Source organism: Bacillus sp. P14.5 (assembly GCF_003316765.1).
Lineage (GTDB): Bacteria > Bacillota > Bacilli > Bacillales > Bacillaceae_B > Rossellomorea.
Genome location: NZ_NIJF01000019.1, coordinates 1 through 25,891 on the forward strand (window position 1 = coordinate 1; position 25,891 = coordinate 25,891).

Genomic DNA, 25,891 nt, shown 5'->3' on the forward strand with positions numbered 1-25,891 from the left:
ATGTTCTTACTAGATTAACGTTGACGTTTTGTTTGTTTTGTTCAGTTTTCAAGGTTCAATCGACCAGAAGTTTATTTTAGTCAACTTCTGCGCTACTTCGTTTGAAGCAACTTTTAAATCTTATCATCACCCGCATACTCTGTCAATAAGTTTTTAATCTTTTTTTCAAGAGCTGCTTAAGCCGCCGTGTTACCTGCGACGGTGTAAAAAGTATAACAAGTAATTTTTAATGAGTCAACCATATATATAAATTTTATCCTAACCATTTATATCCAGGTTATATAAACTAAAAAACCGGACCCTCTAGAGGATCCGGTACAATTCTTTATCAATCAATAGAAATGATATTCTCGTCTTTGGCGTTTACCTTACCTTCTTTTTCAATCGTAACGGTCTTGCCCTCTTTAAGGTTGGTAAAGATGATCGGTGTAATAGTAGAAGGAGCATTGTTTTTAATATAGTCCAGATCCACTTTTAATAACGGCTGGCCTGCTTCTACTTTGTCGCCTTCTTTAATCAGCGACTCGAAGCCCTTTCCTTCTAATTTAACTGTATCGATACCAACGTGGATCAGCACTTCTTTTCCATTTTTGGATTCAAGGCCGATCGCATGCTTTGTCGGGAAGACATTCACTACTTTACCATCCACCGGAGAAACGATTAGTCCATCAGTCGGCAGGATAGCGAAACCGTCTCCCATCATTTTTTGAGAGAAGACCTGGTCAGGCACTTCTGAGAGATCTTTGATTTCCCCTGTAATAGGAGAAACAAATTTTTCGTTTTCAAAGTCGCCTTCATTTTGAAGAGGGTCCGGGTTGACTTCTTCAATCTGTTGTTCGACTTCCTCATCAGCATTTGTTTCTGCTTTTCGAGGAGTTTTACCCATCATGATATCTTTGATTTGTGATTTCAGGGTATCTGACTTAGGTCCAAAGATCGCCTGGATGCTGTTACCTACTTCAAGAACCCCGGAAGCCCCGAGTTTTTTCAATCTGTTTTTATCCACTTGTTTTTCGTCATTTACTGATACACGAAGACGGGTGATACACGCATCAAGGTGAGCGATGTTCTCTTTTCCGCCCAGTGACTCCAGTACATCGTTCGCCAGGTCGGAACCTGCTGCAGGTGTTCCATCCTCGTCTTCGTCCTCATCTTCACGGCCTGGAGTAGCCAGGTTGAATTTGCGGATGGCGAATCTGAAACCAAAGTAATAGATGACCGCGAATACCAATCCTACTGGGATTACAAGCCACCAATTTGTCTGCGGATTAATGACACCGAAAAGGATGAAGTCAATCAATCCCCCGGAGAATGTCATCCCTATTTTTACATCAAGCAAGTGCATAGTCATAAACGATAGTCCGGCAAATACTGCATGGATACCGAAAAGGACAGGAGCTACGAATAGGAATGAGAACTCAAGTGGTTCTGTGATACCTGTTAGGAATGAAGTCAGAGCAGCGGACCCCATGATACCTGCAACAATTTTCTTTCTTTCAGGTCTCGCTTCATGGTAGATCGCAAGGGCTGCAGCAGGAAGTCCGAACATCATGAATGGATATTTACCTGTCATGAACGTTCCGGCCGTCAATTCCTGTACGTTATCCTGGATTTGCTTCATGAATATCGCCTGGTCACCGCGGACGACATTTCCAGCCTCAGTTGTGTATGAACCGAATTCGAACCAGAATGGCGAATAGAAGATATGATGCAGTCCGAATGGAATTAATGAACGCTCTACAATTCCGAAGATTAATGCTGCAAATGTTCTATTTTCATTCAACATAAAATTAGAGAATGTATTCAAGCCTGACTGTACCGGCGGCCAAACCACCAGCATCAGCAATCCAACGATTACGGCGGATGCGGCTGTCGCTATCGGAACAAATCGTTTACCGGCAAAGAAGCCCAAGTAAGACGCCAGCTCTATATTAAAGAAACGATTGTACATATAGGCAGCCAGAATCCCCATGATTATACCGCCGAATACACCTGTTTGAAGAGTCGGGATTCCCAATACATTGGCATACGCCGTATTGTCCGAAACTTCTTCTGCAGTAATACCCAGAGCAGCGCCCATTGTGGCATTCATGATTAAATACCCTACTATCGCCGCAAGACCGGCAACTCCTTCACCACCCGCAAGGCCGATGGCCACACCTACTGCAAATAACAGTGCGAGATTGTCAAAGATAATTCCGCCAGCCTGCTTCATGACAGCTGCAACATTGGCAACCCATCCCGTTTCAAGGAAAGGGGCAATGTCGAGCAGCGTCGGATTTTCAAGCGCAGATCCAAGCGCCAGCAAAATACCGGCAGCAGGAAGAATCGCAACTGGCAGCATTAACGCTTTACCTACTTTTTGCAAAACACCGAATGCTTTTTTAAACAAAGTAATAACCTCCCAAAATTCTTTTTTTGATGGACAAAATAATAGCGGCAAACACAAAAAAGGCATGAGCAAAAAGAGACATTGATGGTGTATAAAGATAGATTACCCCAAAATACACAATTCAATTATCTTCTTTACTCATGCCTGATCGTATCAGTAACACGTTAAGAGATAAGTTCATTATTTAACTTTATTCTGAATACGCTGCAGATGCATCGTCAGATATACCGCTTCCGCATCGTCCACTGGTTTTTTAAGTGTTTGCTGCATTATCTTGATTAATTTCCACGACAGATTATAGCACAATGGATATTCTTCTTTCAATAATAATGCAATTTTTTCCGGCTCCTGAACACGTTCCTGCCTCAGCACCCGCTCGATGGTGTAGCGAAGGTGGCGTACGAGCCTCATATAAGGGATGCTCTCCTTATCGATTACAACCTGAAGGGTCTCTTCAATCATGGACGTCAGAATTCCTATCAATTGAGAATGCCGATTGACCAGCGCCAGATCCTTGTTCATCATGGCGCTGTGGATGTGCAGGGCAATGAATCCAATTTCACCTTCAGGCAGTTCAACATTGGTTTTTTCATTTAAAAGACTGATAACATCTTTTGCTACTTCATATTCAAACGGGTAGAGGGCTTTGGTTTCCATAAGGAATGGATTACGTATCGCCATCCCCTTCATCAGCCGGTTCACCGCAAACAAAATGTGATCAGTAAGGGCGACATGAATATGTTCATTAAGAAAGGAGTTGGTTCTATTTCTAATCAGTTCTATAGCAGAGATGATGGTATCCAGCATATCTTCCTCCAGATACGGCAGCAGCATTTTGTACTGTTCCTGCTCCTTCTCTCCTTTTAGAACGAACATCTTCTCGACAATATCATTTTCAATATAGTCTCCTTTTTTCGCTGTGAAGCCGATTCCTTTTCCGATCAGCACCACTTCTCCGTAACTTTCATGTACGGCGATCAAGACATTGTTGTTGAGTACTTTTTTTACTTCTATATGAACCATGCGGATTCCCTCATTTTCATGCTTAGACTCTCGTATCTTATTGATTCTAACGAAAGCGCATTCTTATTTCAATCTTTGTTGCCTATGGAAGGGGCCCATTCAATCATTTCTGAAAAAGTATTTTATAAAAAAACAGCCCCTCCATAGGAGAAGCTGCTTGAAATTAAATTAAGAAGATAAAATACAGAACAAAGATGATAAACAGAAGGTACATGATTGGATGGATCTCTTTTCCACGGCCCTTCATGAGCATCGTAATTGGGTAAAAGATGAACCCGACCGCAATCCCTGTTGCAATACTGTACGTTAGCGGCATCGCGATAACCGTTAAGAAAGCAGGAACCGCAATCTCGAATTTGTTCCAATCGATTTTTCCGATGGCAGAAACCATGAGAACACCGACGATGATTAATGCCGGCGCCGTTACCGGAGCAGTGATTACTTCAAGGAGCGGGAAGAGGAACAGTGATAACAGGAAGAATCCTGCTGTCACTACAGAAGCGAATCCAGATCTAGCTCCTGCTGCCACCCCTGCAGATGATTCAATGTAAGAAGTCGTTGTCGAAGTACCCAATACAGCACCGACGACAGTTGCGCAAGAGTCTGCAAATAGCGCTTTGCCGGCTCTTGGAAGTTTGTTGTCCTTCATCAAGTTTGCCTGGTTCGCTACAGCCACTAAAGTCCCAGCTGTATCAAAGAAATCCACAAACAAGAACGTCAACACGACCACCAGCATTTGAATGGTGAAAACACTTGAAATGTCATTGAAAAGCGGATCGAGAGCAGCACCAAAAGTCGGCTCCAGGCTAGGAATCGCGCCGAAAATCTGGTTTGGAAGATCAACAAGACCAAAGATCATACCAGCAATTGCCGTTATAACCATTCCGAAGAAAATTCCACCCTTGATTCCTCTGGTCATCAGAATGACCGTGATGAAGATACCAAACACAGCTAAAAGCGTAGTTCCGCTCGTTAAATCACCAAGACCAACGAGTGTAGCGTCATTATTTGTGATAATCCCTGCATTTTGAAAGCCTACAAATGTAATGAAAAGTCCGATACCCGCACCAACCGCAAACTTCAATTCAGCTGGTATGGAGTTAATGATTTTTTCACGGAGACCCGTTAATGTCATCACGATGAAGATCAATCCTGAAATCAGGACGCCTGTCAGAGCCGCCTGCCAAGTGATGCCCATCGTTAACACGACTGTATAAGCGAAGAATGCGTTAAGCCCCATCCCCGGTGCCAGAGCAATCGGATATTTGGCTATGAGCCCCATGATGAGGGAACCGATTGCCGCCGCCAAGGCTGTCGCGACGAATACCGCTCCATAATCCATTCTCATGCTGTCCGGCAGGTCCGGAACAGATTGTAAAGACAGGGTGATCGGGTTGACGACCAGGATATAGGCCATCGACAAGAATGTTGTTAATCCGCCTATGAATTCACGGCTGTAGGTGGTGCCAAGCTGATCAAATTGGAAAAACTTTTTCATTTTCCTTACCTCCTCTAAAATGTCCGCCGTTTTGGTTAAGGTGTTCCGCCTGGACAGAAAAACGCCCTGAACAACCGTCGTTCAGGGCGTGACATACTGGTATGGTAAGAAAAAACTAGTTTCAAAGAATAAATGATAGCATGAATTATAGACTAGTCTTCATCAAACCATTACCTCGTAGTCAAGCCATTTACGGTAGCTCGGTAGAAACTGCTGGGCCTTATCCCCAAAATTATACGACGTAATGTTTATTTTTTAATTAAGTTCTTTGTTATTGTAACAACCAGAACTCGACTAGTCAATATGAAACACGAACATTTTATCATTTATTTTTCTCAACGTTCGTAAAAATTATTCCCACTCAATAGTTGCAGGCGGTTTGCTCGTAATATCATAAACCACCCGGTTGATATGATCGACTTCATTGACAATCCTTGTTGAAATTAACTCAAGCACATCCCAAGGGATCCTCGCCCAGTCAGATGTCATTCCATCGATAGAAGTAACTGCCCTGATGCCGATTGTGTAATCATATGTGCGGGCATCTCCCATTACACCGACGCTTCGGATGTCAGGGAGAACAGTGAAGTACTGCCAGATATCACGATCAAGACCGGCTTTTTTGATCTCATCACGAAGAATATGATCGGACTCTCTCACAATTTCAAGCTTCTCTTCGGAAATTTCACCCAATACGCGGATGCCAAGACCAGGTCCTGGGAACGGCTGGCGCCAAACGATTTCATCAGGGATCCCCATTTCACTGCCAAGCGCACGAACCTCATCCTTGAAAAGGGTATTCAAAGGTTCGATCAGCTGGAACTGCATATCTTCCGGAAGGCCGCCGACATTATGATGAGACTTGATTGTCTGCGCAGTCGCCGTCCCGCTCTCAATGATATCTGTATAAAGCGTTCCTTGAGCCAGGTAGTCAATTCCTTCGAGCTTTGTGGCTTCATCATCGAAAACATAAATAAATTCATTTCCGATTATTTTGCGTTTCTGCTCGGGATCAGAGACACCTTTCAATTTATTCATGAAGCGGTCTTTCGCATCCACTTTTATGACATTCATATTGAAGCCTTCTGAGAATGTCTTCATAACACCTTCCGCTTCATCTTTCCTTAACAGGCCATGATCAACAAAGATACATGTCAGTTGATCGCCGATCGCTTTATGGATCAATACCGCTACCACAGAAGAATCCACACCGCCGCTAAGGGCACAAAGGACTTTTTTATCGCCCACTGTTTTACGGATTTTCTCCATTTCGATTTCAATGAAATTCTCCATGGACCATTCATCTTTACATCCGCAAATATCAAAAACAAAATTCTTCAGTATGTCATTTCCATATTGGGAATGACGGACTTCCGGATGGAATTGAACTGCATATAAGCCTCTATCCTCATCACTCATTGAAGCAATCGGACAAGACGGGTTCGTACCATCTACTGTAAATCCTTCAGGTGCTTCAACAACGAGATCCCCATGGCTCATCCAGACAATCTGCTCCTGGGGCAGGCTGCCGAACAATTTTGAAGAATGCTCCAGAGTCAGCTTCGCCTTTCCATACTCGCGATGTTTGGCCCTTTCCACTTTTCCGCCAAAGTGCATCGTCATTAACTGCATGCCATAGCAGATCCCCAGAACCGGGATATCCAAATCGAATATTCTTTCGTCACAACGGAAAGCGTCTTCGCCGTAAACACTGTTGGGACCGCCCGAGAAGATGATGCCGCTTGGATTCATCTCTTTGATTTCCTCCACTGTAATCGTGTGCGGGTGAAGTTCACTGTACACCCCAAATTCACGAATCCTTCTCGTGATCAACTGATTATACTGACTGCCGAAATCCAAAACGACAATCATTTCCTGATTATGCAATTCCGCTTTTCCCGTCATCCTGCTCACCTCATTGAGTTATTTCGTTAATCCATTACACAGTTTGCCCAAAAAGAGTTTAAAAGTGCAAGTGCCCCACTTCATTCGTACCCACAGGGCTTTAAACCAAGGTCATCCGCTATCCTAACCGGTTCCCAAAACTCATATAATCGAAAAAAACCAGAATCCAGCCTTATATAAAGGCAGAATTCTGGTTTTGATCCCTCACGCTCATATCACATCAAAATGAATACTGCCTTCATAGTCAGATCATTTACGGTGACCCGGTAGAGACTTTCGAACCATATCTTCGAGGATATATGAAGGTTTGCAAACCGTATTTATTTACATTTCGACATCATTTTATAACGGGAAGGAGTGTTGGTCAACCTGTTGTCCTTTTAATTAAATTTTCCCACAATTTCCGAAGCTGATTCCAATCATGCTCCGTAAGCTTCTGGCCATACAGCGTTCTTTCATATTTGTCAGTGAGGGATGTCATTTCCCTGCTGCCAAAGAAAGAATCCACATAACGCGAGTAGGCTCTGAGGGTCTGGCCTTCATCCATCTTCAGCCCATAGCGCTTCAACTGATCCAGCAGCGCCAGGTATGCTTTCGGGAAGGTATCTTCATCCTTTTTAAGCTTATAGTAAGGGATAAGGATGTAAGGAAGCCAGCGCCTTCTCACCAGGAAGATTCCATAGCCGATGACAGCAAGCGCAGCGATCACCAGCAGGATTTTGCCCCAATTGTCCTCAACAAAAGCAACGGTATCTTCCCATAGACCAGCAATAGAAAAGCTTGATGAATTGCTGCCGGAAGCCTCTTCATCCTCCGGGGTCATATCCTTCTCCGGCGCCTCAGGTTCCGGGGCAGGCACCGCCGCTGTTTCATCCGTTTCAGGAAGCTCATAATCATAGTTTACAATCGTGCTTCCGGTAAATCCGACAGTAGGCTCAAACTGGACCCAGCCTTCTCCGGGAAAATACACTTCTACCCATGAGTGGGCGTTGTTGTTGGTCACTTTATACGTTTTATATTGAGTATCGACCGTTCTTTGATACTCCCCTTCTGTATATCCCTTCACCCATCTCGCCGGAATACCGAGTGACCGGACAAGCACTACCATTGAAGTAGAATAGTTATCGCAGTATCCCATCTGTGTTTCAAACAAGAATTGATCGACATAGTCCTGGCCTTCTTCAGGGACAGGCACTTCCGTCTGTTCATACACAAAGTCTTCCTCACTGAAATACCCTTCAATGGCTTTCACTTTTTGGTACCAGTTTTCCTCATCCGCTGTGATAGTTTCTGCCAGTTCCCTCACCCTCTCAGGCAGTTCTTCCGGCAGCTGGGTATATTTTTCAAGAAACGGCTGTGTTTCTTCCGAAAATGAATCCTGTGAAACAGATTCCAAGCCTTTCAGGGAGTAGACAGGATTGCGGTATTCTACACTGTATTCTTCAAGTTTTACTTTCTCTTGGTCTTTCAGAGTCGTGATCTTTGTAGTTTCTTCACTGATGGAGAATGCCCCCTCTTCATTTCCTTGAAAAGAGGTGACCCCATAAGGATAGACAACGTGGGAATATTGTTCTCTGACCTTTATAAGTTCTGAATCTGGCTCCCTTTCCGGCTCAGACTCAGTGAGGGAGAGGGGTACTTCTTCCCCTGCAGCAAACGTTACACTTTCTTCCGATTCCTCGGTTCCTGTCCGCTCCCAGCCCTGTCCTGTATAAATGTCCTTACTCTCGATTCTCCAGTAGTGCTCCCTGACGACATCCGCATCGAACACTGTCTTGGGGTCACCCCTGAAAGGACCGCCAAGCCGGCTGTCATCTGTTCCATAACCGAGTTTTGAAACACCACTGCCCGCGCCGTCAGTCTCATCGGCAAATGCCTTCAAGTAAGGAACCGGGTCAGGCCAGACGGGGTCGATTTTCGGACCTGCAAAAGCCAGTACCGAACTTGCCCCGATCATGATCACCAGCGGAATCATCCATCTGCCTGCTGCCAGCCTCGAACCTCGGAGGCTCTCCTGGTCCTTCAATCGGAGCAGGGCCAGCATTCCAAGAAGCAGGAATCCAAGGATGATGACCCGGATGATCGCTGCCTTCGCATCAAACGATGTAAACGTATCGAGTAAACTGATATAAATGATCGTCATAATATAAAATAGGAGCATGCTTTTCCTGACAGACAGCCAGTAATGGATCAAATACGTCATCAACCAAAGCAGAACGAAAAATAAGAGGCTTCGGTACATATCGGAAAGCATCGACCATTCCCTGCCAATAGTTAATCCAATGTTGTCCCAAAGTTCCCTTACCATTGCTTCCACAGGATTAAGGAATGTATCCTTTGAATATAGGTGATACAGTGAAAACAAAATAAAAATGGTTTTGATGGCAAACGACAGAAACTTATTCATATTGAAGTAGTAGAGCACCATCGACAGGAAGATAAATGCTACGAAGTATCCCAGATTGCCTGTATCCGTAACATCATTCAACGGCCGTAACCATTCCCATAATAAAATGAATGCGAGGCCATAGAGCAGGACCCGCTGGAATTTCATCGGCTGTGTTCCATTTCTCATGCGTTCTTCACCTCCGAAAACGCAGAATCGAATTCGCCTTCATAAGTTACCTTCAGCCAAATTCCCCTTCCGGCAGCCATTGCTTTCAATGCTTTTTCCTCATCTGTCAGATAGGCCCCTTTTTCCTTAATCAAGAAGATGACCACAGACGAATTCCGTTTCGCATACGACCTCACCGTCGATATCAATTTTTTGGAAATTGAACTTGTGATGAACATGACCGCAGCAGATTGCTGATAGTTTATTCCCTCTCCTTCAAGCACCTTTGAAAGATTGTACCTGCTGTCTGCTTTCACTTTGGCCAAATGATGATAAAGCTGGCGCTGATGCTCTTCTCCCCCTCTGATCGGGAATGACACATGATCTTCCCCAATAGACAGCAAACCTGCCTGTGCACCTTTTCTCAAAATGGCTTTTAAAATGGAAGCCGTGAACGTGACCATCGGCTCGAATGCCTGTGAAGATTCACGGTCAAGCACGATAAGAACATCGTGTGACTGCCTCTCTTCAAATTCTTTGGTCATTAACTCATTTGTACGGGCAAAAGATTTCCAATGAATCCATGAAAAACGATCTCCCGGCTGATATTCTTTAATTCCTGTTGCCATTGTCGTATCCTTCTGGATTTTCACATTCGAGGAAGTCATCCCCTGATCATACCGGCTTTCGAGCGGACGGTAGATTACATCCACAAAAGACGGATACACAAGAAGCGTGTTGGAGCTCGTCACCGTGGTCTCTTTTTCAAATATCCCAAAGAAATCACCTGTCTTTAAACGCACTGCAGAAAAATGATGCTCCCCACGCGGCAATTCATCAATGGTGTATTTCAGATAGATTTCCCTTCTAAAACCAGGATATATGATGGACTTCGCTTTCTGAAATGAGGATCTATAAAAAATCGAAGGAGATACAATATCGTCTGCAATCAGATAAAACAGCGGAAACGGAAACCTCCTCCTGATGACGAGTGACACTTCCATCGAATCTCCCGCTTTAAAATCTGTTGATTTAAACGAACGTTCCACCTCGAAATTTGACAGCGGGTAGATCGAAACCATCAAAGAGAACAAGGCAAAAGGAACAAAGCTGTAGAACAGGAACCAGCTGACGAACCCCCCTTGAAATAATGCGTAAACAAGTGTTACCGCCCATAGACTTATAAGCAGCAGCAGCTTGCCTATCACCTTTAAGAGCTGTAATCTCTTTTTCATTTATCTCACAAGCCTTTGAACAGGCACAGCAATCCGCGCAATGACACGCTGCACTACATCCTCAGCGGTGATGCCTTCATATTTTGCTTCTGATTTTAAAATGATCCGGTGTGAGAAGACGAATGGAGCAAGATACTGAACATCATCAGGAATGACATAATCCCTGTTTTTCAAATAAGCATATGCTTGGCAGGCCCTCATCAACGCAATCGATCCACGCGGGCTTGCTCCCAGATACACCTGGGCATGAAGTCTCGTTCTGTGGGCAATATCCACAATATATTTTTTCAGCGTATCATCCACTATGATTTCTTTAACATCCTCCTGAAGCATGCGGAGCTCTTCCAGAGAAATGACCGCCTCTAAATCTTCAATCGGCGGATTTTTCTGCACCCGGTGAAGAATCTCCATTTCTTCCTCCATCTCGGGGTAACCCATTTTCATCTTTAGCAGGAAACGGTCCAATTGCGCTTCCGGAAGCGGATATGTACCTTCATATTCAATCGGATTCTGTGTCGCCATAACGAAGAACGGCTTATCAAGCTTTCTGGTAATCCCGTCGATCGTCACACTGTGTTCCTCCATGCCTTCAAGCAGCGCCGACTGTGTCTTTGGCGATGTACGGTTGATCTCATCAGCCAAAATGATGTTCCCCATGATTGGTCCGGGCCTGAAATGGAACTCACTGTCCCGCGGATTATAGATCGAAACACCAATTACATCTGAAGGAAGCAGGTCAGGAGTAAACTGAATCCGCTTGAAAGATGCCCCCACCGATTTAGCCAGGGCACGAACCATCATTGTTTTCCCCACACCCGGTACATCTTCAAGAAGCACGTGCCCATTCGCCAGCAGTGCCACCAGACTCAATTCGGCCACGGTCCTCTTGCCAATCATCACTTTCTCAATATTATCTATTACATTTTGTAACTTTGGATTCATTACGTTCGTCGTCATTTTATTCCCTCCTGAGACTCTGACTGACATATACCTGTCTAATTACTTATTACATTCTCGGGAAGGGTGCGAAAACCCTTCAGAATATTTTAATAATATAGAGAATCAGTAGGTATTTTGTCTAATCTTTGATATTTATCTTTTTTTGTAGGTTTTTCTGGTTGCCTTTTTTCTCTGGGGTGGGGGGCGGGTTAACAATCTGAATTTTCTGTTACAATTATATAACATAATTCATTATTTTGAAATGATGTTGGGTTTGGGTTTTTTGGTGATGGGGTGGTGGATGGTTGGTGCATTAGTTTCCCTTTCTGGCAATTTGATGCTGTTTAAACGCCCTCTTTACTGCATCAAATTCTTTTTCTAGAGGTTTGATGCTGTTTAGACGCTCTCTTTACTGCATCAAATTCTTTTTCTAGAGGTTTGATGCTGTTTAAACCCTCTCTTTACTGCATCAAATTCCTTTTCTAGAGGTTTGATGCTGTTTAGACGCTCTCTTTACTGCATCAGATTCTTTTTCTAGAGGTTTGATGCTGTTTAAACCCTCTCTTTACTGCATCAAATTCTTTTTCTAGAGGTTTGATGCTGTTTAGACGCTCTCTTTACTGCATCAGATTCTTTTTCTAGAGGTTTGATGCTGTTTAGACGCTCTCTTTACTGCATCAAATTCTTTTTCTAGAGGTTTGATGCTGTTTAAACCCTCTCTTTACTGCATCAAATTCTTTTTCTAGAGGTTTGATGCTGTTTAGACGCTCTCTTTACTGCATCAGATTCCCTTTCTGGCAATTTGATGCTGTTTAAACCCTCTCTTTACTGCATCAAATTCTTTTTCTAGAAGGTTTGATGCTGTTTAAATGCTCTCTTTATTGCATCAGTTACTCTTTCTCACGGGTTCCTTTTATATAATAAGAAGATCTCTTATTCCCTATCATCTGAAGATTTGATCTCAGTACCCTCTGTACGGTCCTTTCATCTTTTATTACTTTACACCAGTCAAAAATATTTTTAGTAGTAACTTTAAAATCAGGAAACAACAACCCAAACTCCTCAACACTCCTCAATACAGCATCAGAACAACTCTCCCGCACCCCGCAAAACTCACAATGAAGAATCCTTTTCGCCTCAGTATAAAACTCCCCACACCCAGAACAAACAATCCCCTTCCGCAGCTCCTCATAGCTATACTTCGGCACACTATTATAAGGGGATCCCCCGATACTAAGAGACAATAATTTCTCGGCAGCGCGGATATCAGCATTTCTGATTTTCGATGAGTTCTGCAGAAGGTTATTCCGGAAGCGGTTCATTTGGGCAGGGTAGATGATTGGCAGATTGGAAGGTACATCGTACAAGTGGAATTCAGGGTTGATGAAAATGAGGTGAGACTTAACTGAGAGAGGGATGTTATAGTTTTTCACTAGTTGGTTCAAGTGGGTTTCTGTTTTATCTACCTGAAGCAAGGGGTTTTTGACTGGGTTTCCTGATGGAGAAGTCCATTTGCCTTTTTCAATGGAGTAGTCGCCTTCGAGGTTTTTGACTTCGAAGTGATGGAGGGTGCCGGAGGAGATACCGAATGAGTCGACTTGGAAGTTGTTATTGTTTTGGTTGAGGTTTATGTCATTCAGGAAGATCATTTTTTTCGATAGCGGCACCGCCCACTTATCGAAGTTCATTTCCCCTTCGTATCCTTTTTCTTTGTAGAGGTAATAGCTTTCTTCGCTTTCGCTGAAATTCATCCTTGGACGCAGACCTCTTAATAGCTGTAGTTCCTGGGGAATCCCCCGCTCTTTCATGATCAATCAACATCATTCCCTTCAGTTTGATATGTTAATTTTATACAATAACCACCCGGACGTCCATGCTATTCGCGCATCAAAAAAAAGCCAGCAAAGAGTAACTACTCCCTGCTGGCCTGTTTCAATATAAAAATTACTCTTTCCACCAATCATCAAACACGCTGATAGGCAGTTCGCGTTTGTGCCGGGTTTTGAGGAAGTGGCCGCCGATCGTGTTGGCTGCTTGTTCTGATACTTCTTTTCCTTCAAGGTAGTCATCGATTTCTTCGTATGTTACGCCTAGTGCTTCTTCATCCGGAATCATTGGACGATCGTCCTCAAGGTCTGCGGTCGGCACCTTGGTGTATAAATGTTCAGGTGCGCCGAGTTCCATAAGAAGCGCTCTTCCTTGGCGCTTGTTCAGGCGAAAAATCGGCACAAGGTCTGCAGCTCCATCACCGTGCTTGGTATAAAAGCCGGTTACCGCTTCTGCGGAGTGATCTGTCCCGAGCACCACGCCCTTGTTCATTGCTGCCATGCTGTACTGGACCTTCATGCGTTCTCTTGCTTTTTCGTTTCCTTTGGTGAAGTCAGAGAGCGGTACCCCAGCTTCCCTCATGGCAGCCGCGCTTGCGTCGACGGCTCCTTTGATGTTGACGGTGAAGGATTTGCTCGGCTGGATGAACTCGATTGCATCCAGGGCGTCCTGCTCATCATTTTGTTTTCCATAAGGAAGGCGGACAGCGACAAACTGATATTCATCCGTGCCGTTCTCTTCATTCAGTTCATTCACCGCTTGCTGTGCCAGCTTTCCGACCAGCGTGGAATCCTGCCCACCTGAGATTCCGAGTACAAAACTTTTCAGGAACGGATATTTCTTTAAGTAGTTTTTCATCAAGTCGACGCTTCTTCTGATTTCCTCTTTAGGGTCGATTTCCGGTTTCACTTTCATTTCTTCAACGATCTGTTTTTGCAAAGCATCCATCTTGTGGTTTCACTCTCCTGACAGGTTATTTTAACTATTCTTTTATTATAATACCATTGCTCGGGAGGCTACAAACATGGGAGCCTTATGACGTGGCGCTGTCCTGATATTCCTGGACCTTCTGTTTGACCTCCTCGATGTTGCGCATTTTGTTGTTCCAGCATTTTTCACTAAGGTCCACCGGATAATCCTCTGGGTTCATCAAACGTTTATACTCATCCCAAAGGAGTTCAATGTTTTCCTCTAAAAAGTCACGGATTTCCTGCAGAGCCGGAAGCTTATAGACAAGTTTTCCATCCTTGAACACGTCGGTGTGAAGATCCTTTGCTTCAAAATTGGTGACAAATTTGCTGATGAAGGTGTGCACGGGGTGGAACATTTTGATCCTGTCCTGCTCCTGCGGTTTTTCCTCTGCAAGAGTTATATAGTCTCCTTCTGACTTGCCGCTCGTTTTGTTGATGATCCTATAAACGTTTTTCAAGCCCGGAGTCGAGACTTTCTCGGCATTACTCGAAATTTTGATAGTATCCGCCATCTCGCCATTCTCATTCTCGATCGACACCAGCTTATATACAGCTCCAAGCGCTGGCTGGTCATAGCCGGTAATGAGCTTGGTTCCGATTCCCCAAGTGTCGATTTTAGCGCCCTGAGCTTTCAAGTTCATGATCGTATATTCATCAAGGTCGTTCGAGGCAACGATTTTGGCATCAGGGAAGCCCGCTTCATCCAGCATCACCCTTGCCCGCTTTGATAAGTAAGCCATATCACCGCTGTCCAGGCGGATGCCTTTAAAATTGATCCGGTCTCCCATCTCCTTCGCGACCTGGATGGCAGCCGGCACACCTGACTTCAAGGTGTCATAGGTATCAACCAGGAATACACAGTCTTTGTGGGATTCGGCATATTTTTTAAAAGAAGTATAATCATCGCGATAGGCTTGGACCATGGAATGGGCATGGGTCCCGGCTACCGGAATACCAAACAACTTGCCGGCGCGGACATTGCTCGTCGCATTAAAACCTCCTATGAACGCTGCCCTCGTTCCCCAAATGGCCGCATCCATTTCCTGGGCCCGCCTTGTGCCGAACTCCATCACGACCTCATTCTGGACGACTTCTCTGATCCGCGCTGCTTTCGTCGCGATCAATGTTTGGAAATTCACAATATTGAGCAGGGCTGTTTCCAGAAGCTGCGCTTGCGCCAAAGGAGCTTCCACTCTGATCATGGGCACATTCCCGAACGCCAGCTCCCCTTCCTTCATCGAGCGGATGGTTCCCGTAAAACGAAGTTCCTTCAAATATTGTAAAAATTCCTCCTCGTATCCTACTTCATCCCGCAGGAAATCGATATCCGTCTCACTGAACTGGAAGCTTTCAACATAACGAATGACCCTCTCCAGGCCTGCAAATACCGCATAGCCGCTCCCGAAAGGAAGCTTCCGGAAAAACAATTCGAACACCGCTTTTTTATCATGAATTCCATCTTCCCAATAGGTCTTGGCCATATTGATTTGATACAAGTCTGTATGTAAAGCCAGGCTGTCATCGGAATACTTATACATCCACCCTCACTCCTTCGAGTTGCGATTCTTCTTATTCTATATAAATAGACTATTTTATATATTTTAACCATAATTGTGGGTTTTCATCGGTAATCCCGGTATCTTTGGCAGGTACATCTGCGAGAAATAAGTTCTACATACAAGCTGAAATGAAGGAGATATTCCTTCTATTAAAACTTAGCTTAGTTTCCTTGAAGTTTTTTCAGCCTCTTCTTTCATAATCTCCTTCGGATGCTTCAGGAATGCCGGAAGCATGGTCAATAAGAGCATGGAGCAGATATACAATAAGGCTCCAAACAAATAAAATTGAGTATTTTGGCTGTAGAGATCATCTATATTCGCCAATACAATCACAACCGGGGTTGCAAGAATCAATTACAGCGCCGCAATGTGAAAGGAAATACTAAAGCGATTTTCAAAAGTATTGGAAAAGGCTTGAAAAATATTTTCCTTCATGTACGTGGTGACAAAAAAAGTAATCACCCAGATTGCACCTAAATAGAACCAAAGACTGTGTCCTTCTCCCCAGGCCACCCTGAGGATAGGCTGGGCACACATGAAGGACATGCTGAATAGCAGAGCATAACTTAAAACAGAGAAATATCTCTTCTTCAATTCTGTCCTCTTCCAGGAATTAACCGAGACAATTATAGCTCCTGCTGCCACTACTGCGTTCATATAAAAGAAAAATTCTGACCACTCTGGCAGCGCACTAAACATCATCGTAACAATTACAATCGTCAGGGAGGTGTGCACCAGCCTGCTTTCTTTAAACGTTAAATCGTTTTCCTCATCCAACTTAGTTTCCCCTCCCTCTATTAAAAGGAGCTTCTTTTACTTGCTCATTGATTATGTCTTTAGGATGTTTTAAAAAGGCGGGCAGAACGACCAGGAGAACAATCGAGAATATATAGGTTATGCTCCCGAAGATGAACATCTGACTCCCTCCTCCGTCGTATCCCATAGAATTGGCGGTAATGACCGCTACTGGAGTCAGGATAATAAGTACAAGAACTACGAGATGGAACGCAATACTGAATCGATTTTCAAAGGTCTTTGAGAATGCTTGAAATATATTTTCTTTCATAAAAGTTGTGACAACTAAAGTCAGTATCCACAAACCTCCCAAATACATCCAACTCGTCCCCTCAGATTCCCATGAAACTCTTAAAATAGGCTGAGCTCCCATAAAAGCCACATTGAATAGTAAACAATAACTCAGAATGGAAAAATACCTCTTTTCCAGTTCGCTCCTCTTCCAAGCAATCACCACAATAAGAAAAGAAATTATAAACACTATACAATTCAACGCCCAAAACAACCATGACCACGAGGGTATTGCACTAGATAGAAAGGCAGTAATGATGATTGTTAGAAATGATGCAGGAATCCTGCTCTCCTTGATGGAGAGATTATTCTTCTCATCCAAAATATCACCTGCTGCTTTATTTAATTAGAAGTGTTGCTTAAAGCTTCTTTCGCTAACTAATTGACTAAATCCTGTGTAATTTACCACTATTTTCAAACTCCAAACTTATCCTTCATTATTTTATATATATTTCATAACTCTTACCACCGTATAAAATTGAAAGGAAATTATCGGTACATCATCTTTGCATTTCTCTCTTTTGATGTACTTCGCTTTCTGAGCGAGGTACATCTTCTTGTATTTTTCCCCGCTTGATATACTTCGCTTTCTGAGCGAGGTACATTATCTCTACACCTTCTTGAAGCTTGAATTATTAATACTTCGATCCCTCTATTTCACCCATTAGATTCACCGATTTTTTTCAAAATTAAAAACACCAGCTGCTTCTAAACAACTGGTGTTCTTCATTAAAATAACAGCCCGAATAGAGCTCCGATTATCCCTAATACCAATGCGAGGATAAACCACAAAACGGCAATAACGACAATGATCCAGCCCAGTGTCTTTCTGCCTGTCTGGATAAAGTAAATCCCCAGTACGATTGCTCCGAAAATCAGCCCCAGGATTCCCCAAAGCCACGGGTTCTTACCGCGTTTTCTGGCATCGACGAATAAGTAAATCGCGATGATGATATTGATGATAAAACTAAATGAAAATTCCAAGGTCCCACTCCTTATAATGTTTTGCGGCTCTTTTCTTTTTAGTTTGCTCTTCTCATACAGGATATGTTGGTTTAACCAACCTTACGTTTAGAATGAGAGCTATGAATTGTACGACTGAGAGAAAGAAGCCTTTCTTTTAGATTTCCCAAGGAGTGCATGGTTAAACCAGCAATCGGATGAGTCTCCTTTTTATTTGGAGATATGTATGAATTTTTTAAAAAAATTTCTCTGCAAGCAACTCAATGACTTTTTTCGGTTTTTGATTCCGGATACATTCGGGATGATCATGACCTCATCCGCTGCGAATGCTTCGGCGATCCTTTTGATCTCTTTACTGACCTTCGCCGCTGTACCGATGATCATCCGGCTGCGGTTCTTTTTCACTTTGACTTCTTCATCGGCCGTAAATCCCCGTTTTTTGGCTGTCTCGACGGTAGGATAATAGGGCGGCTGGTTTTCCGACTCCACAAAATACAGCCACAGATCGAATGCCTTTGCCAGATCCTCGGCTTCTTCTTCTGTTTCTCCGACAACGGCAAATAGCGAAATGATTGTTTTGGGGTTTTTAAAAATGGAGATGGCTTAAAGTGGTTACGATAATTCTCAACGATTTTCACCCCGCTCATACCCGGCTTGGCGAAGTGTGCGAATACATATCCAAGACCCTGGGACGCCGCTGTCCTCGCACCTCTTTCCCCTGTACCCAGCATCCACATTTCGGGTTTCGTTGGTATAGCCGGTGCTGCGATCAGTGATTGAAAACGGTGTTCATCCCTCGTATTGTCTGTAAAATATTTTTTCAGATCCTGAACTTGCTGCTCATAGGACTGCCTTTTGGTTTTCCCTTCATTCAACGCTTCATTGACCATCCGGTAGCTCGGCGACCTGCCGATGCCCATATCGATCCGATTGGGGTGAAGAGCTTCCATCATCCGAAAATTCTCCGCTGCCTTATAACTGCTGTAGTGAGGCAGCATGACACCACCTGATCCAATTCGAATGCGGGACGTACTGGCCGCCAAATGCATCATCAGCATTTCGGGACTGCTGCCGGCGACGGAATGGACCATATGATGTTCGGACACCCAGAATCGTTTATACCCAAGTGATTCTGCGTGCTTCGCCAGTTCCGTTGTTTCCCAAAGAGCTTGATGGGCGTCCGAGCCTTCATCAATCGGAGAGTAGTCCAGTATACTAAGTGATATCATTTTGGGGCTCCTTTACTCGATATTTTTATGACTACAGATAAGGCTTTGGGCTGGCAGCGCAGCGAGTCTTTGAATACGCCCTCCGCCTTGAACCTCTTGTGACACATTCCAGCCTAAAACCTATTATTTATGTATACACCTTTACCTCCTGGATACACATCTCAGCCTAAAATCGCTCACTCATGTACCCACCTTCACCTTCTGGATACACATCTCAACCTAAAACCACCCACTCATGTATCCACCTTCACCACCTGGATACATATCTTAGTTAAAATCCATCCACTCATGTATCCACCCTCACTACGTGGATACACATCTCAGCCAAAAACCCCCAACTCATGTATCCACCTTCACCTCCTGGATACACATCTCAACCTAAAATCACTCACTCATGTACCCACCTTCACCTCCTGGATACATATCTCAGCAATAATCCACCAACTCATGTATCCACCTTCACCTCCTGGATACACATCTCAGCTAAAATCCATCCACTCATGTATCCACCTTCACTACGTGGATACACATCTCAACCTAAAATCACTCACTTATGTATCCACCTTCACCTCCTGGATACACATCTCAGCCAAAAAACCAACTCATGTATCCACCTGTCACATTAAATTTAAAAACAAGCCAAACGGCCAGATTCTCAACCTTTTTTAGAATATAACGTCCATAAAATCACCCTCTCATATATTGCTCTCTTTAGGAAACAATACTACCTATCTTATTAAAAATTGGTGGTTTTTCTATGAAAAGCTTAATCAGGATTTTAATCCCAAGGCAGTTACTGCTTCTGATTGTATTGGCAACCGGCTTATTGAATCACGTCATTCTTATCCCCAATCTTCTGACGGCTTCCGGCAGGGACAGCTGGGTCGGAGTGATTGCCGCCTTCCCCATTTCACTTATTTTTTTACTACTGATTTTTTACATTGTTAAGAACAGTCCTCCTGAAGGATTTTTTTCTATGGTGAAACAGCGAATGGGCAAATGGGTTTACAGGATTCTGATCATCCCGGTCATTTTATTTCTCTTTTCAAGCGCCTATGTGACGCTGAAGGATTTGATCATTTGGTTGAACGCCTATTTCCTTGCAGATTTTTCGCTGCTTGTCATCACTGGTGTCATTGTTGTTTCCTGTTTTCTTGTCACCATGGCAGGAATAAAGTACATCGCAATCGCAAGCGGGTTCATCCTGCCCCTTGTCATATTGCTTGGCATTATGATTGCGGCCATTAATACCAGCGTTAAAGATCCGAGCCTTCTATTGCCTATCCTCAGTGATGGCTGGTCCCCTGTTTTGAAAGGGATGGTTTATACACTCTCCGGCCTGCTCGAAATCTATATCGTCATCTTACTGCATCCCTTCTCTCAAGAGCCTTTTAAATTCAGGCAGCTGCTTATTCTGCTGGTGATCTTGACCGGGTTGATCCTGGGTCCTTTATCAGCCTCAATCATGGAATTCGGTCCTGTCGAATCCATCAAGTTCCGCTACCCGGCCTATGAACAGTGGCGTATATTGAGTGTCGGCGAATATATAAACCATATGGATTTCTTTGCGCTGTACCAATGGCTGAGCGGTGCATTAGTCCGCGCAGGGTTATTCATGTACTTACTCGGTGTCTATTTCACCAAGGAATTAAAGCATTATCGATTGAAGCCAAGGATTGTTGTCGTAAGTTATGCACTATTATTTACCGCCATCATTTTTGTGAAATTGGACCCTTATTACTTCAGCAAGTTCATCTATCGATACTATCTGCCGGGGTGCCTAATATTCTTTGTCACGTACATTCTGCTGTCGGCACTGCTGCTATTCATCTTTAACAGGAGGGCTGAACAAGATGTCCAAAACAACATCCAAGGATAGACAGTCTGAAAAAGTGGATAAATTAAAAATTGAATTTCAAAAGAGCCAGGATCTGCAAGCCAAGCTGCATAAGACAGATGGTGATCCATTTGAAATCCTTTATTTTGACAGCTTGATCAACCTTCAATACCTCGATCAGTATATCCTTCCCAAACTTGGGAAAGACAAAGGTGATTCTGTTAAAGATAAACTCCTGTCACTCTTTCAGGCAGAGGATGTCAGCAGTAAATCGATTGAAGAGTTGGCAGATCTGCTTTTTGAAGGAAGTGTTTTGTTTGTCTTTGATTCTGTTATCCTGAGTATCCCTGCATCGGAATTTCCCAAGAGGCAGCCGGAAGAATCGGCACTGGAAACATCTATCAGGGGGCCGAAGGATGGCTTTGTCGAGGATATAAAAACAAATATTTCCTTGATCCGACGCAGGCTCAATACTCCGTCTTTGTGTTTGGAAAAATACACAATAGGTAAAAGAAGCAAAACAAAAGTGGTCCTGATGTATCTCGATGATATTATTGACCAGGACGTTCTTGCGGAGATCCAGAAGAGGCTCGAGAAGATCGATCTTGATATCTTGACGAATATTTATGATTTGGAAATGTATGTGCGCGACCGTCCTTACTCAGTGTTTCCAACCCTCGATTATACGGGAAGACCGGATTTTATTGTACAAGGATTGAACCAGGGGCGGTTTGCTCTTATAGTGGACGGGAATCCGACGGTCTCCTTTGCACCGATCAATTTGCTATTGCAGACCAAGTCTCCTGAGGATACGTATAATAACTTTGCGTTTGTTTCCATTGAGAGGATCATCCGCCTCCTTGGTTTGACGGTTGCGGGTTTTTTGCCCGGGCTATGGATATCTTTTTCTGCTTTCAATATTGAGCAGATTCCCTACTTGCTTGTGGCGACCATATCCGTATCCCGTTTCGGTCTGCCATTATCTGCTCCAATCGAGATGTTTGTGATCCTGCTTTTGTTTGAATTGTTTAATGAAGCCGGTGTCCGCCTGCCGCGTGCCATCGGACAGACAGTTGCCGTTCTTGGCGGTTTGATCGTCGGCGATGCCGCCATCCGGGCGGGACTTACCTCCCCGACTATGCTGGTTGTTGCTGCCATCACGTATATTTCTTCTTTTACCTTGGTGAACCAATCCCTTAGTTCCACCTTCACCATCATTCGATTTACTGTCCTGTTAATGAGTACTTTCTTCGGTTTATTCGGGGTTACGATTGCATTTCTGCTCACCCTTTTTTATATGGCAACCCTCTCATCCTTCGGCAGCCCTTATCTCGGGTCGGTTGCGCCTATCAGTTTTACCGAGGCGGTCAAATCAGTCCTGCGGGCGCCACGCCAATACTTTAAATCAAGAACTGAAATGACAAGTCCGGAAGATTCTACAAGAGGGGGCGGCGAGCAATGAGTAAATTGAAAATCTTCCTGACCGTTCTCCTTGCTGTCTTCAGTTTATCCGGATGCTCGAGTTTGAAAAATATACAGGATTTAACGTATATCGTCAGCATGGGTATGGATTATGACGAGGAAAGCAAGGAATTTAACGTGTTCATTCAGGGACTCAACTTCGCTAATGTCGCAAAGCAGGAAGGCAGCAGGCCCACTGAACCGGTCCCTATATTTGTTGCTTCTGCAAGCGGGGAAACCTTGAACCTTGCCGTAAGCAAGCTGTACAAGAAATCAGAACCTCCTCTGTTTTTTGGTCATGTCGTCACCCTTGTGTTAACCGAAAATGTCATGAAGCAGAAGTTCCAGGAGGTCATCAACGAAATCGGCCGCAACCGGTCACTGCGTCCGACTCTGCGGGTCGTCGTTTCTAAAGAAAAGCTTGAAGATACCTTGACCACCAAGGCTTTATTTGACTATCCTGCTATCTACACTGTTTTATTTAAAGGGAAAGGAAATGAATTGTCACAAGATGAGATAAAGCCGATGATTCTCATGAATTTTTTAAGAGATTATTATGAGCCGATGGGAGCCGCGAAAGTACCCACTGTAAAAATTGACAAAGAGTCATGGGAAGCCGATAAAGAATTCCCTGTCTTATATTTTGATGGCTACGCAGTATTTCAGCATCAGGAATACAGGGCAAACCTGGCATTCCAGGATGCCTTGCTCACCAATTGGATCTCGGAAAAAGGGGTTGTGATCGATCACAAAGTTGAGAAGGACGGAGAATTGATTGCTGCCGTTAAGCTCAGTTCTCCCAAAATGAAAATAAAGTATGAAGAGGATCCGGAAAAACCGAAATTCTCCATCACCCTTTCCCTGCAAGGAGATTTACTGGAAAAAGTTAAAGATATTCCTTTAAAGGACCTGGAGGCCATCATTATAAAGGACTTCAAAAAGAAACTCACATCCCTATATGAGACAGGCGTGGAGAATCAGACAGATATCCTGGATGCAGGAGAGAAGTGGTACAGGGAGCACCCCCAGAAGTATAAGGAGTTAAAAGAGAGCAAAAAATTCTATTTGGACAAAAACTCTTTAACAGATGTAAAGGTGAATGTGACGATGGTCCACTTTAACAGCTATAAATACGAAACAAAATATGATAAGGAATAAGTGATTCACCCTCCAACACACTAAAGCGCTAAGAGGGACTGTCCCTCTTAGCGCTTCAGTGTGTTAAAACCTTATTCCTAATAGGTGCCTTCATTTCTTTTTCGGAGGCTGAGCACCATGAAATCGATGATGACGAAGACCAGGATGGACAGCCCGACAAGAGGCATCAGGATGCCAAGGACAGCCAGGATGGCAATGACTCCCCACTTCACTTTCGGATCATTCATGGCAGCCGGCGCCCCGAAGGTTCCTTTCGGCTTTCGTTTCTGCCACATAACAAAGGAGCTGAAAACCATCAGCACGATGCCGAGGCAGGTGATTGCTCCAAGCAGCTGGTTGGCAAAACCGAACAGCCTTCCTTCATGAAGGGCGATGCCGACTGTAATGGCTTTCGCCATCAGGCCGTAATCATCAAAACGGACATCACTCAGCACTTCGCCTGAATATTGATCGATATTCAGTGTTGCGTTATCGCCTGGCTTTGTATGGGAGGTAGCCAGAGTGTAAACCCCTTTTTCTCCTTGCGGCAGTGAGATAGTATAAGGTCTTTGTACTTCTTTCACATCCGCCACCTGACTGATTTCGTCCAGGGTTTTGCTGTTTCCGCTGCCGGCAGAGGCAGGCACCTCCATGTTCTCAGTGGCCCACGGACCATCTCCCACCACATCCTTCGTAGTCAGGACAGACTCTGGTTTAGGGCCGAAGGATAATGCATATTGAGGGTAGCTGTTGGCGGCTGTCGCCAACTTGTTGATCTGTTCACCGACGACGCTTGTCCAAGGCAGCCCTGTTAAAATGAGTATCGTGATAAAGACAGAAAGCCAAAAGGCAGGGACTGCATGTAGATCTCTCCAAAAGCCCCGGCCTTTTTTTCCCAGGCGCGGGAGGACCGTTCCCCATATCTGGCTCTTTTTCTTCGGCCACCACAGATACAATCCCGTCAGCACGAGGATCAGCGTCCAGCAGGCGGCAAGCTCGACAAGAAGATTGACAAAGGTTCCGCCGGCAAACCACTCGCTGTGAACTCTCTTGAAGATGCTTGAAAATGTTTCATCCGCAGCGAGAGAGCCTTGGTACCCTCCGGTGTAAGGATTGATGAAGCCATACATCATATTGCCGTTTTCCATATAGCTCAGCTCGGTTGTTCTCAACGGGTCATCATACTGCTTGACCGACAGAATCGATGCTCCCTCTCCAAGCTCCTTGTTGGCCGCTTCCGTTTGCTCCGCTAAAGTCAGGGCTGGTTTTCCTTCCATATTGCTCTCAACATAGAAATGTTCCTGGTACAAGTTTGCTTCAATCTGAGGCTTAAATAGATAGAGCCCGCCGCTGATTGCCAGAACGATCAGAAATGGAGCTGTAAAAATCCCTGCATAGAAATGCCATCTCCATACTGTCCGAAAAATGGCCGCCTTCCTGCTTGGCTTTCCTTCTGGTTTGCTTTCATAGCAGTTCTGTAGTCTTTCTTCCATCTCGCTTCTCCCTCTATGCCGCTTCTTATTCTATAGTCAGTATTTTTCTTTATGAGTATGAAGGTCGCCTTTTTCAATGTGAAGTTTCACATGAAACGTTCCCGCTTCTGTAAAAGTATGAGAAGATTTATATTCACCCTCGCTCTCTTCTGAAGCATCGATGAAGTCATGCTTCTCCTCGCCTTCTTTCCATATTTCGAAACGGACATCCGCTTCTGACAAAGGATCATCGCCATTCATCGCATGACCAGTCAGCTCCACTTCTTCCCCTGCTTTCACCGTATCCGCCATCATGATATGACCGGAGACCTCGTCCCCGTGGCTGTGGGAATCCTCATGCCCCTCTTCATGAGCATGTTCTGTTTCTACATCACCGATCGTAAGCTCCAGCTTCGGCATCGTATGCATATCCCTGGCTGTTACGTGGGAAACGACATAATAAATCCCCGGCTCGTCCACTGTCTTTTCGATGGAATAAATCCCTTCTTCCTTGAATTCACCTTCGTTCATCTCATGCTCTTCTGTTTCTTCGCCTTTTTTCCAGAATTCAAATTCTACTTCTTTGGCATCATCCACGGTGTCATCTCCATGAGTGACTTTTGCCTCGATGGTGAATGCCTCTCCATCCTGAAGTTCATCAGGGCCAGGCTGTGTAGTGAGTTCTACTTCCAGCGCATGTAAGGTATCACCCTCGTCATGCTGGTGAGATTCACCCGAATTTTCCTCATTCTGTTCCCCGCATGCTCCAAGGATGAGCACACCACTTAGTGCAATCAATAGCC

Annotated in this window: 22 protein-coding genes and 2 riboswitches; of the genes, 4 read left to right on the forward strand and 18 right to left on the reverse strand. The window is 44.3% G+C overall.

Annotation, left to right across the window (positions count from 1 at the left end; all coding sequences use genetic code 11):
- Positions 1-328: 328 nt before the first annotated feature.
- The 13 genes from ptsG to B9Z54_RS24625 all read right to left on the reverse strand — a co-directional run bounded on the left by ptsG (position 329) and on the right by B9Z54_RS24625 (position 17,017).
- Positions 329-2,392: a glucose-specific PTS transporter subunit IIBC gene (gene ptsG, locus B9Z54_RS02785; RefSeq protein WP_113927002.1), complete on the reverse strand. Its 2,064-nt coding sequence runs from the start codon at positions 2,390-2,392 to the stop codon at positions 329-331.
- 180 nt (positions 2,393-2,572) lie between these two features.
- Positions 2,573-3,415, reverse strand: coding sequence for a glucose PTS transporter transcription antiterminator GlcT (gene glcT, locus B9Z54_RS02790; protein WP_113927003.1), 843 nt, complete (start codon positions 3,413-3,415; stop codon positions 2,573-2,575).
- Positions 3,416-3,578: 163 nt separating this feature from the next.
- Positions 3,579-4,913, reverse strand: a complete 1,335-nt coding sequence (locus B9Z54_RS02795; protein WP_113927004.1) for an NCS2 family permease — start codon at positions 4,911-4,913, stop codon at positions 3,579-3,581.
- 158 nt (positions 4,914-5,071) lie between these two features.
- Positions 5,072-5,173: riboswitch (purine riboswitch) on the reverse strand.
- 91 nt (positions 5,174-5,264) lie between these two features.
- Positions 5,265-6,818, reverse strand: a complete 1,554-nt coding sequence (guaA, locus tag B9Z54_RS02800; RefSeq protein ID WP_113927005.1) for a glutamine-hydrolyzing GMP synthase — start codon at positions 6,816-6,818, stop codon at positions 5,265-5,267.
- A 221-nt stretch (positions 6,819-7,039) separates the two neighbouring features.
- A riboswitch (purine riboswitch) is annotated at positions 7,040-7,141 on the reverse strand.
- A 41-nt stretch (positions 7,142-7,182) separates the two neighbouring features.
- Positions 7,183-9,393: a DUF4129 domain-containing transglutaminase family protein gene (locus tag B9Z54_RS02805; protein ID WP_113927006.1), complete on the reverse strand. Its 2,211-nt coding sequence runs from the start codon at positions 9,391-9,393 to the stop codon at positions 7,183-7,185.
- Positions 9,390-10,607 (reverse strand): DUF58 domain-containing protein, encoded by a 1,218-nt coding sequence (locus B9Z54_RS02810; RefSeq protein WP_113927007.1) that lies wholly within the window; start codon positions 10,605-10,607, stop codon positions 9,390-9,392. Before B9Z54_RS02810 ends, B9Z54_RS02805 begins: the two co-directional genes overlap by 4 nt.
- Positions 10,608-11,564, reverse strand: a complete 957-nt coding sequence (locus B9Z54_RS02815) for an AAA family ATPase (protein ID WP_113927008.1) — start codon at positions 11,562-11,564, stop codon at positions 10,608-10,610. It lies immediately after the preceding gene.
- 872 nt (positions 11,565-12,436) lie between these two features.
- The gene (locus B9Z54_RS02820; RefSeq protein ID WP_113927009.1) at positions 12,437-13,297 is read right to left on the reverse strand and encodes a nuclease-related domain-containing protein; all 861 of its coding nucleotides are present in this window, start codon (positions 13,295-13,297) and stop codon (positions 12,437-12,439) included.
- Positions 13,298-13,490: 193 nt separating this feature from the next.
- Positions 13,491-14,321, reverse strand: coding sequence for an ammonia-dependent NAD(+) synthetase (gene nadE / locus B9Z54_RS02825; protein ID WP_113927010.1), 831 nt, complete (start codon positions 14,319-14,321; stop codon positions 13,491-13,493).
- An 85-nt stretch (positions 14,322-14,406) separates the two neighbouring features.
- Positions 14,407-15,882: a nicotinate phosphoribosyltransferase gene (locus B9Z54_RS02830; protein ID WP_113927011.1), complete on the reverse strand. Its 1,476-nt coding sequence runs from the start codon at positions 15,880-15,882 to the stop codon at positions 14,407-14,409.
- Positions 15,883-16,059: 177 nt separating this feature from the next.
- Entirely contained in the window at positions 16,060-16,257 is a 198-nt protein-coding gene (locus B9Z54_RS02835) for a hypothetical protein (RefSeq protein WP_113927012.1), read from the reverse strand.
- Positions 16,258-16,680 carry a hypothetical protein gene (locus B9Z54_RS02840; protein WP_113927013.1) on the reverse strand — a complete coding sequence of 141 codons (423 nt, stop codon included), beginning with the start codon at positions 16,678-16,680 and terminating at the stop codon, positions 16,258-16,260.
- A gap of 1 nt (position 16,681) precedes the next feature.
- Positions 16,682-17,017 carry a hypothetical protein gene (locus B9Z54_RS24625; RefSeq protein ID WP_162785066.1) on the reverse strand — a complete coding sequence of 112 codons (336 nt, stop codon included), beginning with the start codon at positions 17,015-17,017 and terminating at the stop codon, positions 16,682-16,684.
- Positions 17,018-17,105: 88 nt separating this feature from the next.
- On the opposite strand from B9Z54_RS24625, the gene B9Z54_RS24630 reads away from it, so the two are divergent.
- Positions 17,106-17,339 (forward strand): hypothetical protein, encoded by a 234-nt coding sequence (locus tag B9Z54_RS24630; protein ID WP_162785067.1) that lies wholly within the window; start codon positions 17,106-17,108, stop codon positions 17,337-17,339.
- Between the two features lie 379 nt (positions 17,340-17,718).
- On the opposite strand, the gene B9Z54_RS02850 is transcribed toward B9Z54_RS24630, so the two are convergent.
- The 3 genes from B9Z54_RS02850 to B9Z54_RS02855 form a co-directional block, all read right to left on the reverse strand.
- On the reverse strand, positions 17,719-17,973 hold the full coding sequence (locus tag B9Z54_RS02850; RefSeq protein WP_113927015.1) for a hypothetical protein: 255 nt from the start codon (positions 17,971-17,973) through the stop codon (positions 17,719-17,721).
- 189 nt (positions 17,974-18,162) lie between these two features.
- Positions 18,163-18,357 (reverse strand): hypothetical protein, encoded by a 195-nt coding sequence (locus tag B9Z54_RS25460; protein WP_240189772.1) that lies wholly within the window; start codon positions 18,355-18,357, stop codon positions 18,163-18,165.
- Positions 18,354-19,181 (reverse strand): MsnO8 family LLM class oxidoreductase, encoded by an 828-nt coding sequence (locus tag B9Z54_RS02855; RefSeq protein ID WP_240189773.1) that lies wholly within the window; start codon positions 19,179-19,181, stop codon positions 18,354-18,356. Before B9Z54_RS02855 ends, B9Z54_RS25460 begins: the two co-directional genes overlap by 4 nt.
- 757 nt (positions 19,182-19,938) lie before the next feature.
- On the opposite strand from B9Z54_RS02855, the gene B9Z54_RS02860 reads away from it, so the two are divergent.
- The 3 genes from B9Z54_RS02860 to B9Z54_RS02870 are packed head-to-tail and all read left to right on the forward strand — an operon-like array spanning position 19,939 to position 23,637.
- Positions 19,939-21,060, forward strand: coding sequence for an endospore germination permease (locus tag B9Z54_RS02860; protein ID WP_113927016.1), 1,122 nt, complete (start codon positions 19,939-19,941; stop codon positions 21,058-21,060).
- On the forward strand, positions 21,035-22,480 hold the full coding sequence (locus B9Z54_RS02865) for a spore germination protein (RefSeq protein ID WP_113927017.1): 1,446 nt from the start codon (positions 21,035-21,037) through the stop codon (positions 22,478-22,480). The genes B9Z54_RS02860 and B9Z54_RS02865 overlap by 26 nt, the downstream gene beginning before the upstream one ends.
- Positions 22,477-23,637, forward strand: coding sequence for a Ger(x)C family spore germination protein (locus B9Z54_RS02870; RefSeq protein ID WP_113927018.1), 1,161 nt, complete (start codon positions 22,477-22,479; stop codon positions 23,635-23,637). The genes B9Z54_RS02865 and B9Z54_RS02870 overlap by 4 nt, the downstream gene beginning before the upstream one ends.
- Before the next feature lie 77 nt (positions 23,638-23,714).
- Here the strand turns inward: B9Z54_RS02870 and B9Z54_RS02875 are convergent, their stop codons facing one another.
- Both B9Z54_RS02875 and B9Z54_RS02880 read right to left on the reverse strand, forming a co-directional pair.
- A complete protein-coding gene (locus tag B9Z54_RS02875; RefSeq protein ID WP_113927019.1) occupies positions 23,715-25,109 on the reverse strand; it encodes a PepSY-associated TM helix domain-containing protein in 1,395 nt (464 codons plus the stop codon).
- A 36-nt stretch (positions 25,110-25,145) separates the two neighbouring features.
- Positions 25,146-25,886 (reverse strand): FixH family protein, encoded by a 741-nt coding sequence (locus B9Z54_RS02880; protein WP_113927020.1) that lies wholly within the window; start codon positions 25,884-25,886, stop codon positions 25,146-25,148.
- Positions 25,887-25,891 lie beyond the last annotated feature (5 nt).

Coding starts and splice junctions, on each gene's coding strand:
- B9Z54_RS02865 (WP_113927017.1), top strand. CDS start 21,035: ATGTCCAAAACAACATCCAAGGATAGACAGTCTGAAAAAGTGGATAAA.
- B9Z54_RS02815 (WP_113927008.1), bottom strand. CDS start 11,564: ATGACGACGAACGTAATGAATCCAAAGTTACAAAATGTAATAGATAAT.
- nadE (WP_113927010.1), bottom strand. CDS start 14,321: ATGGATGCTTTGCAAAAACAGATCGTTGAAGAAATGAAAGTGAAACCG.
- B9Z54_RS02805 (WP_113927006.1), bottom strand. CDS start 9,393: ATGAGAAATGGAACACAGCCGATGAAATTCCAGCGGGTCCTGCTCTAT.
- B9Z54_RS02820 (WP_113927009.1), bottom strand. CDS start 13,297: ATGAATTTCAGCGAAAGCGAAGAAAGCTATTACCTCTACAAAGAAAAA.
- B9Z54_RS02860 (WP_113927016.1), top strand. CDS start 19,939: ATGAAAAGCTTAATCAGGATTTTAATCCCAAGGCAGTTACTGCTTCTG.
- B9Z54_RS02855 (WP_240189773.1), bottom strand. CDS start 19,181: ATGATATCACTTAGTATACTGGACTACTCTCCGATTGATGAAGGCTCG.
- B9Z54_RS24625 (WP_162785066.1), bottom strand. CDS start 17,017: ATGTATTTGGGAGGTTTGTGGATACTGACTTTAGTTGTCACAACTTTT.
- B9Z54_RS24630 (WP_162785067.1), top strand. CDS start 17,106: ATGGAAAAATACCTCTTTTCCAGTTCGCTCCTCTTCCAAGCAATCACC.
- glcT (WP_113927003.1), bottom strand. CDS start 3,415: ATGGTTCATATAGAAGTAAAAAAAGTACTCAACAACAATGTCTTGATC.
- B9Z54_RS02830 (WP_113927011.1), bottom strand. CDS start 15,882: ATGTATAAGTATTCCGATGACAGCCTGGCTTTACATACAGACTTGTAT.
- B9Z54_RS02810 (WP_113927007.1), bottom strand. CDS start 10,607: ATGAAAAAGAGATTACAGCTCTTAAAGGTGATAGGCAAGCTGCTGCTG.
- guaA (WP_113927005.1), bottom strand. CDS start 6,818: ATGACGGGAAAAGCGGAATTGCATAATCAGGAAATGATTGTCGTTTTG.
- B9Z54_RS02870 (WP_113927018.1), top strand. CDS start 22,477: ATGAGTAAATTGAAAATCTTCCTGACCGTTCTCCTTGCTGTCTTCAGT.
- B9Z54_RS02795 (WP_113927004.1), bottom strand. CDS start 4,913: ATGAAAAAGTTTTTCCAATTTGATCAGCTTGGCACCACCTACAGCCGT.
- B9Z54_RS02875 (WP_113927019.1), bottom strand. CDS start 25,109: ATGGAAGAAAGACTACAGAACTGCTATGAAAGCAAACCAGAAGGAAAG.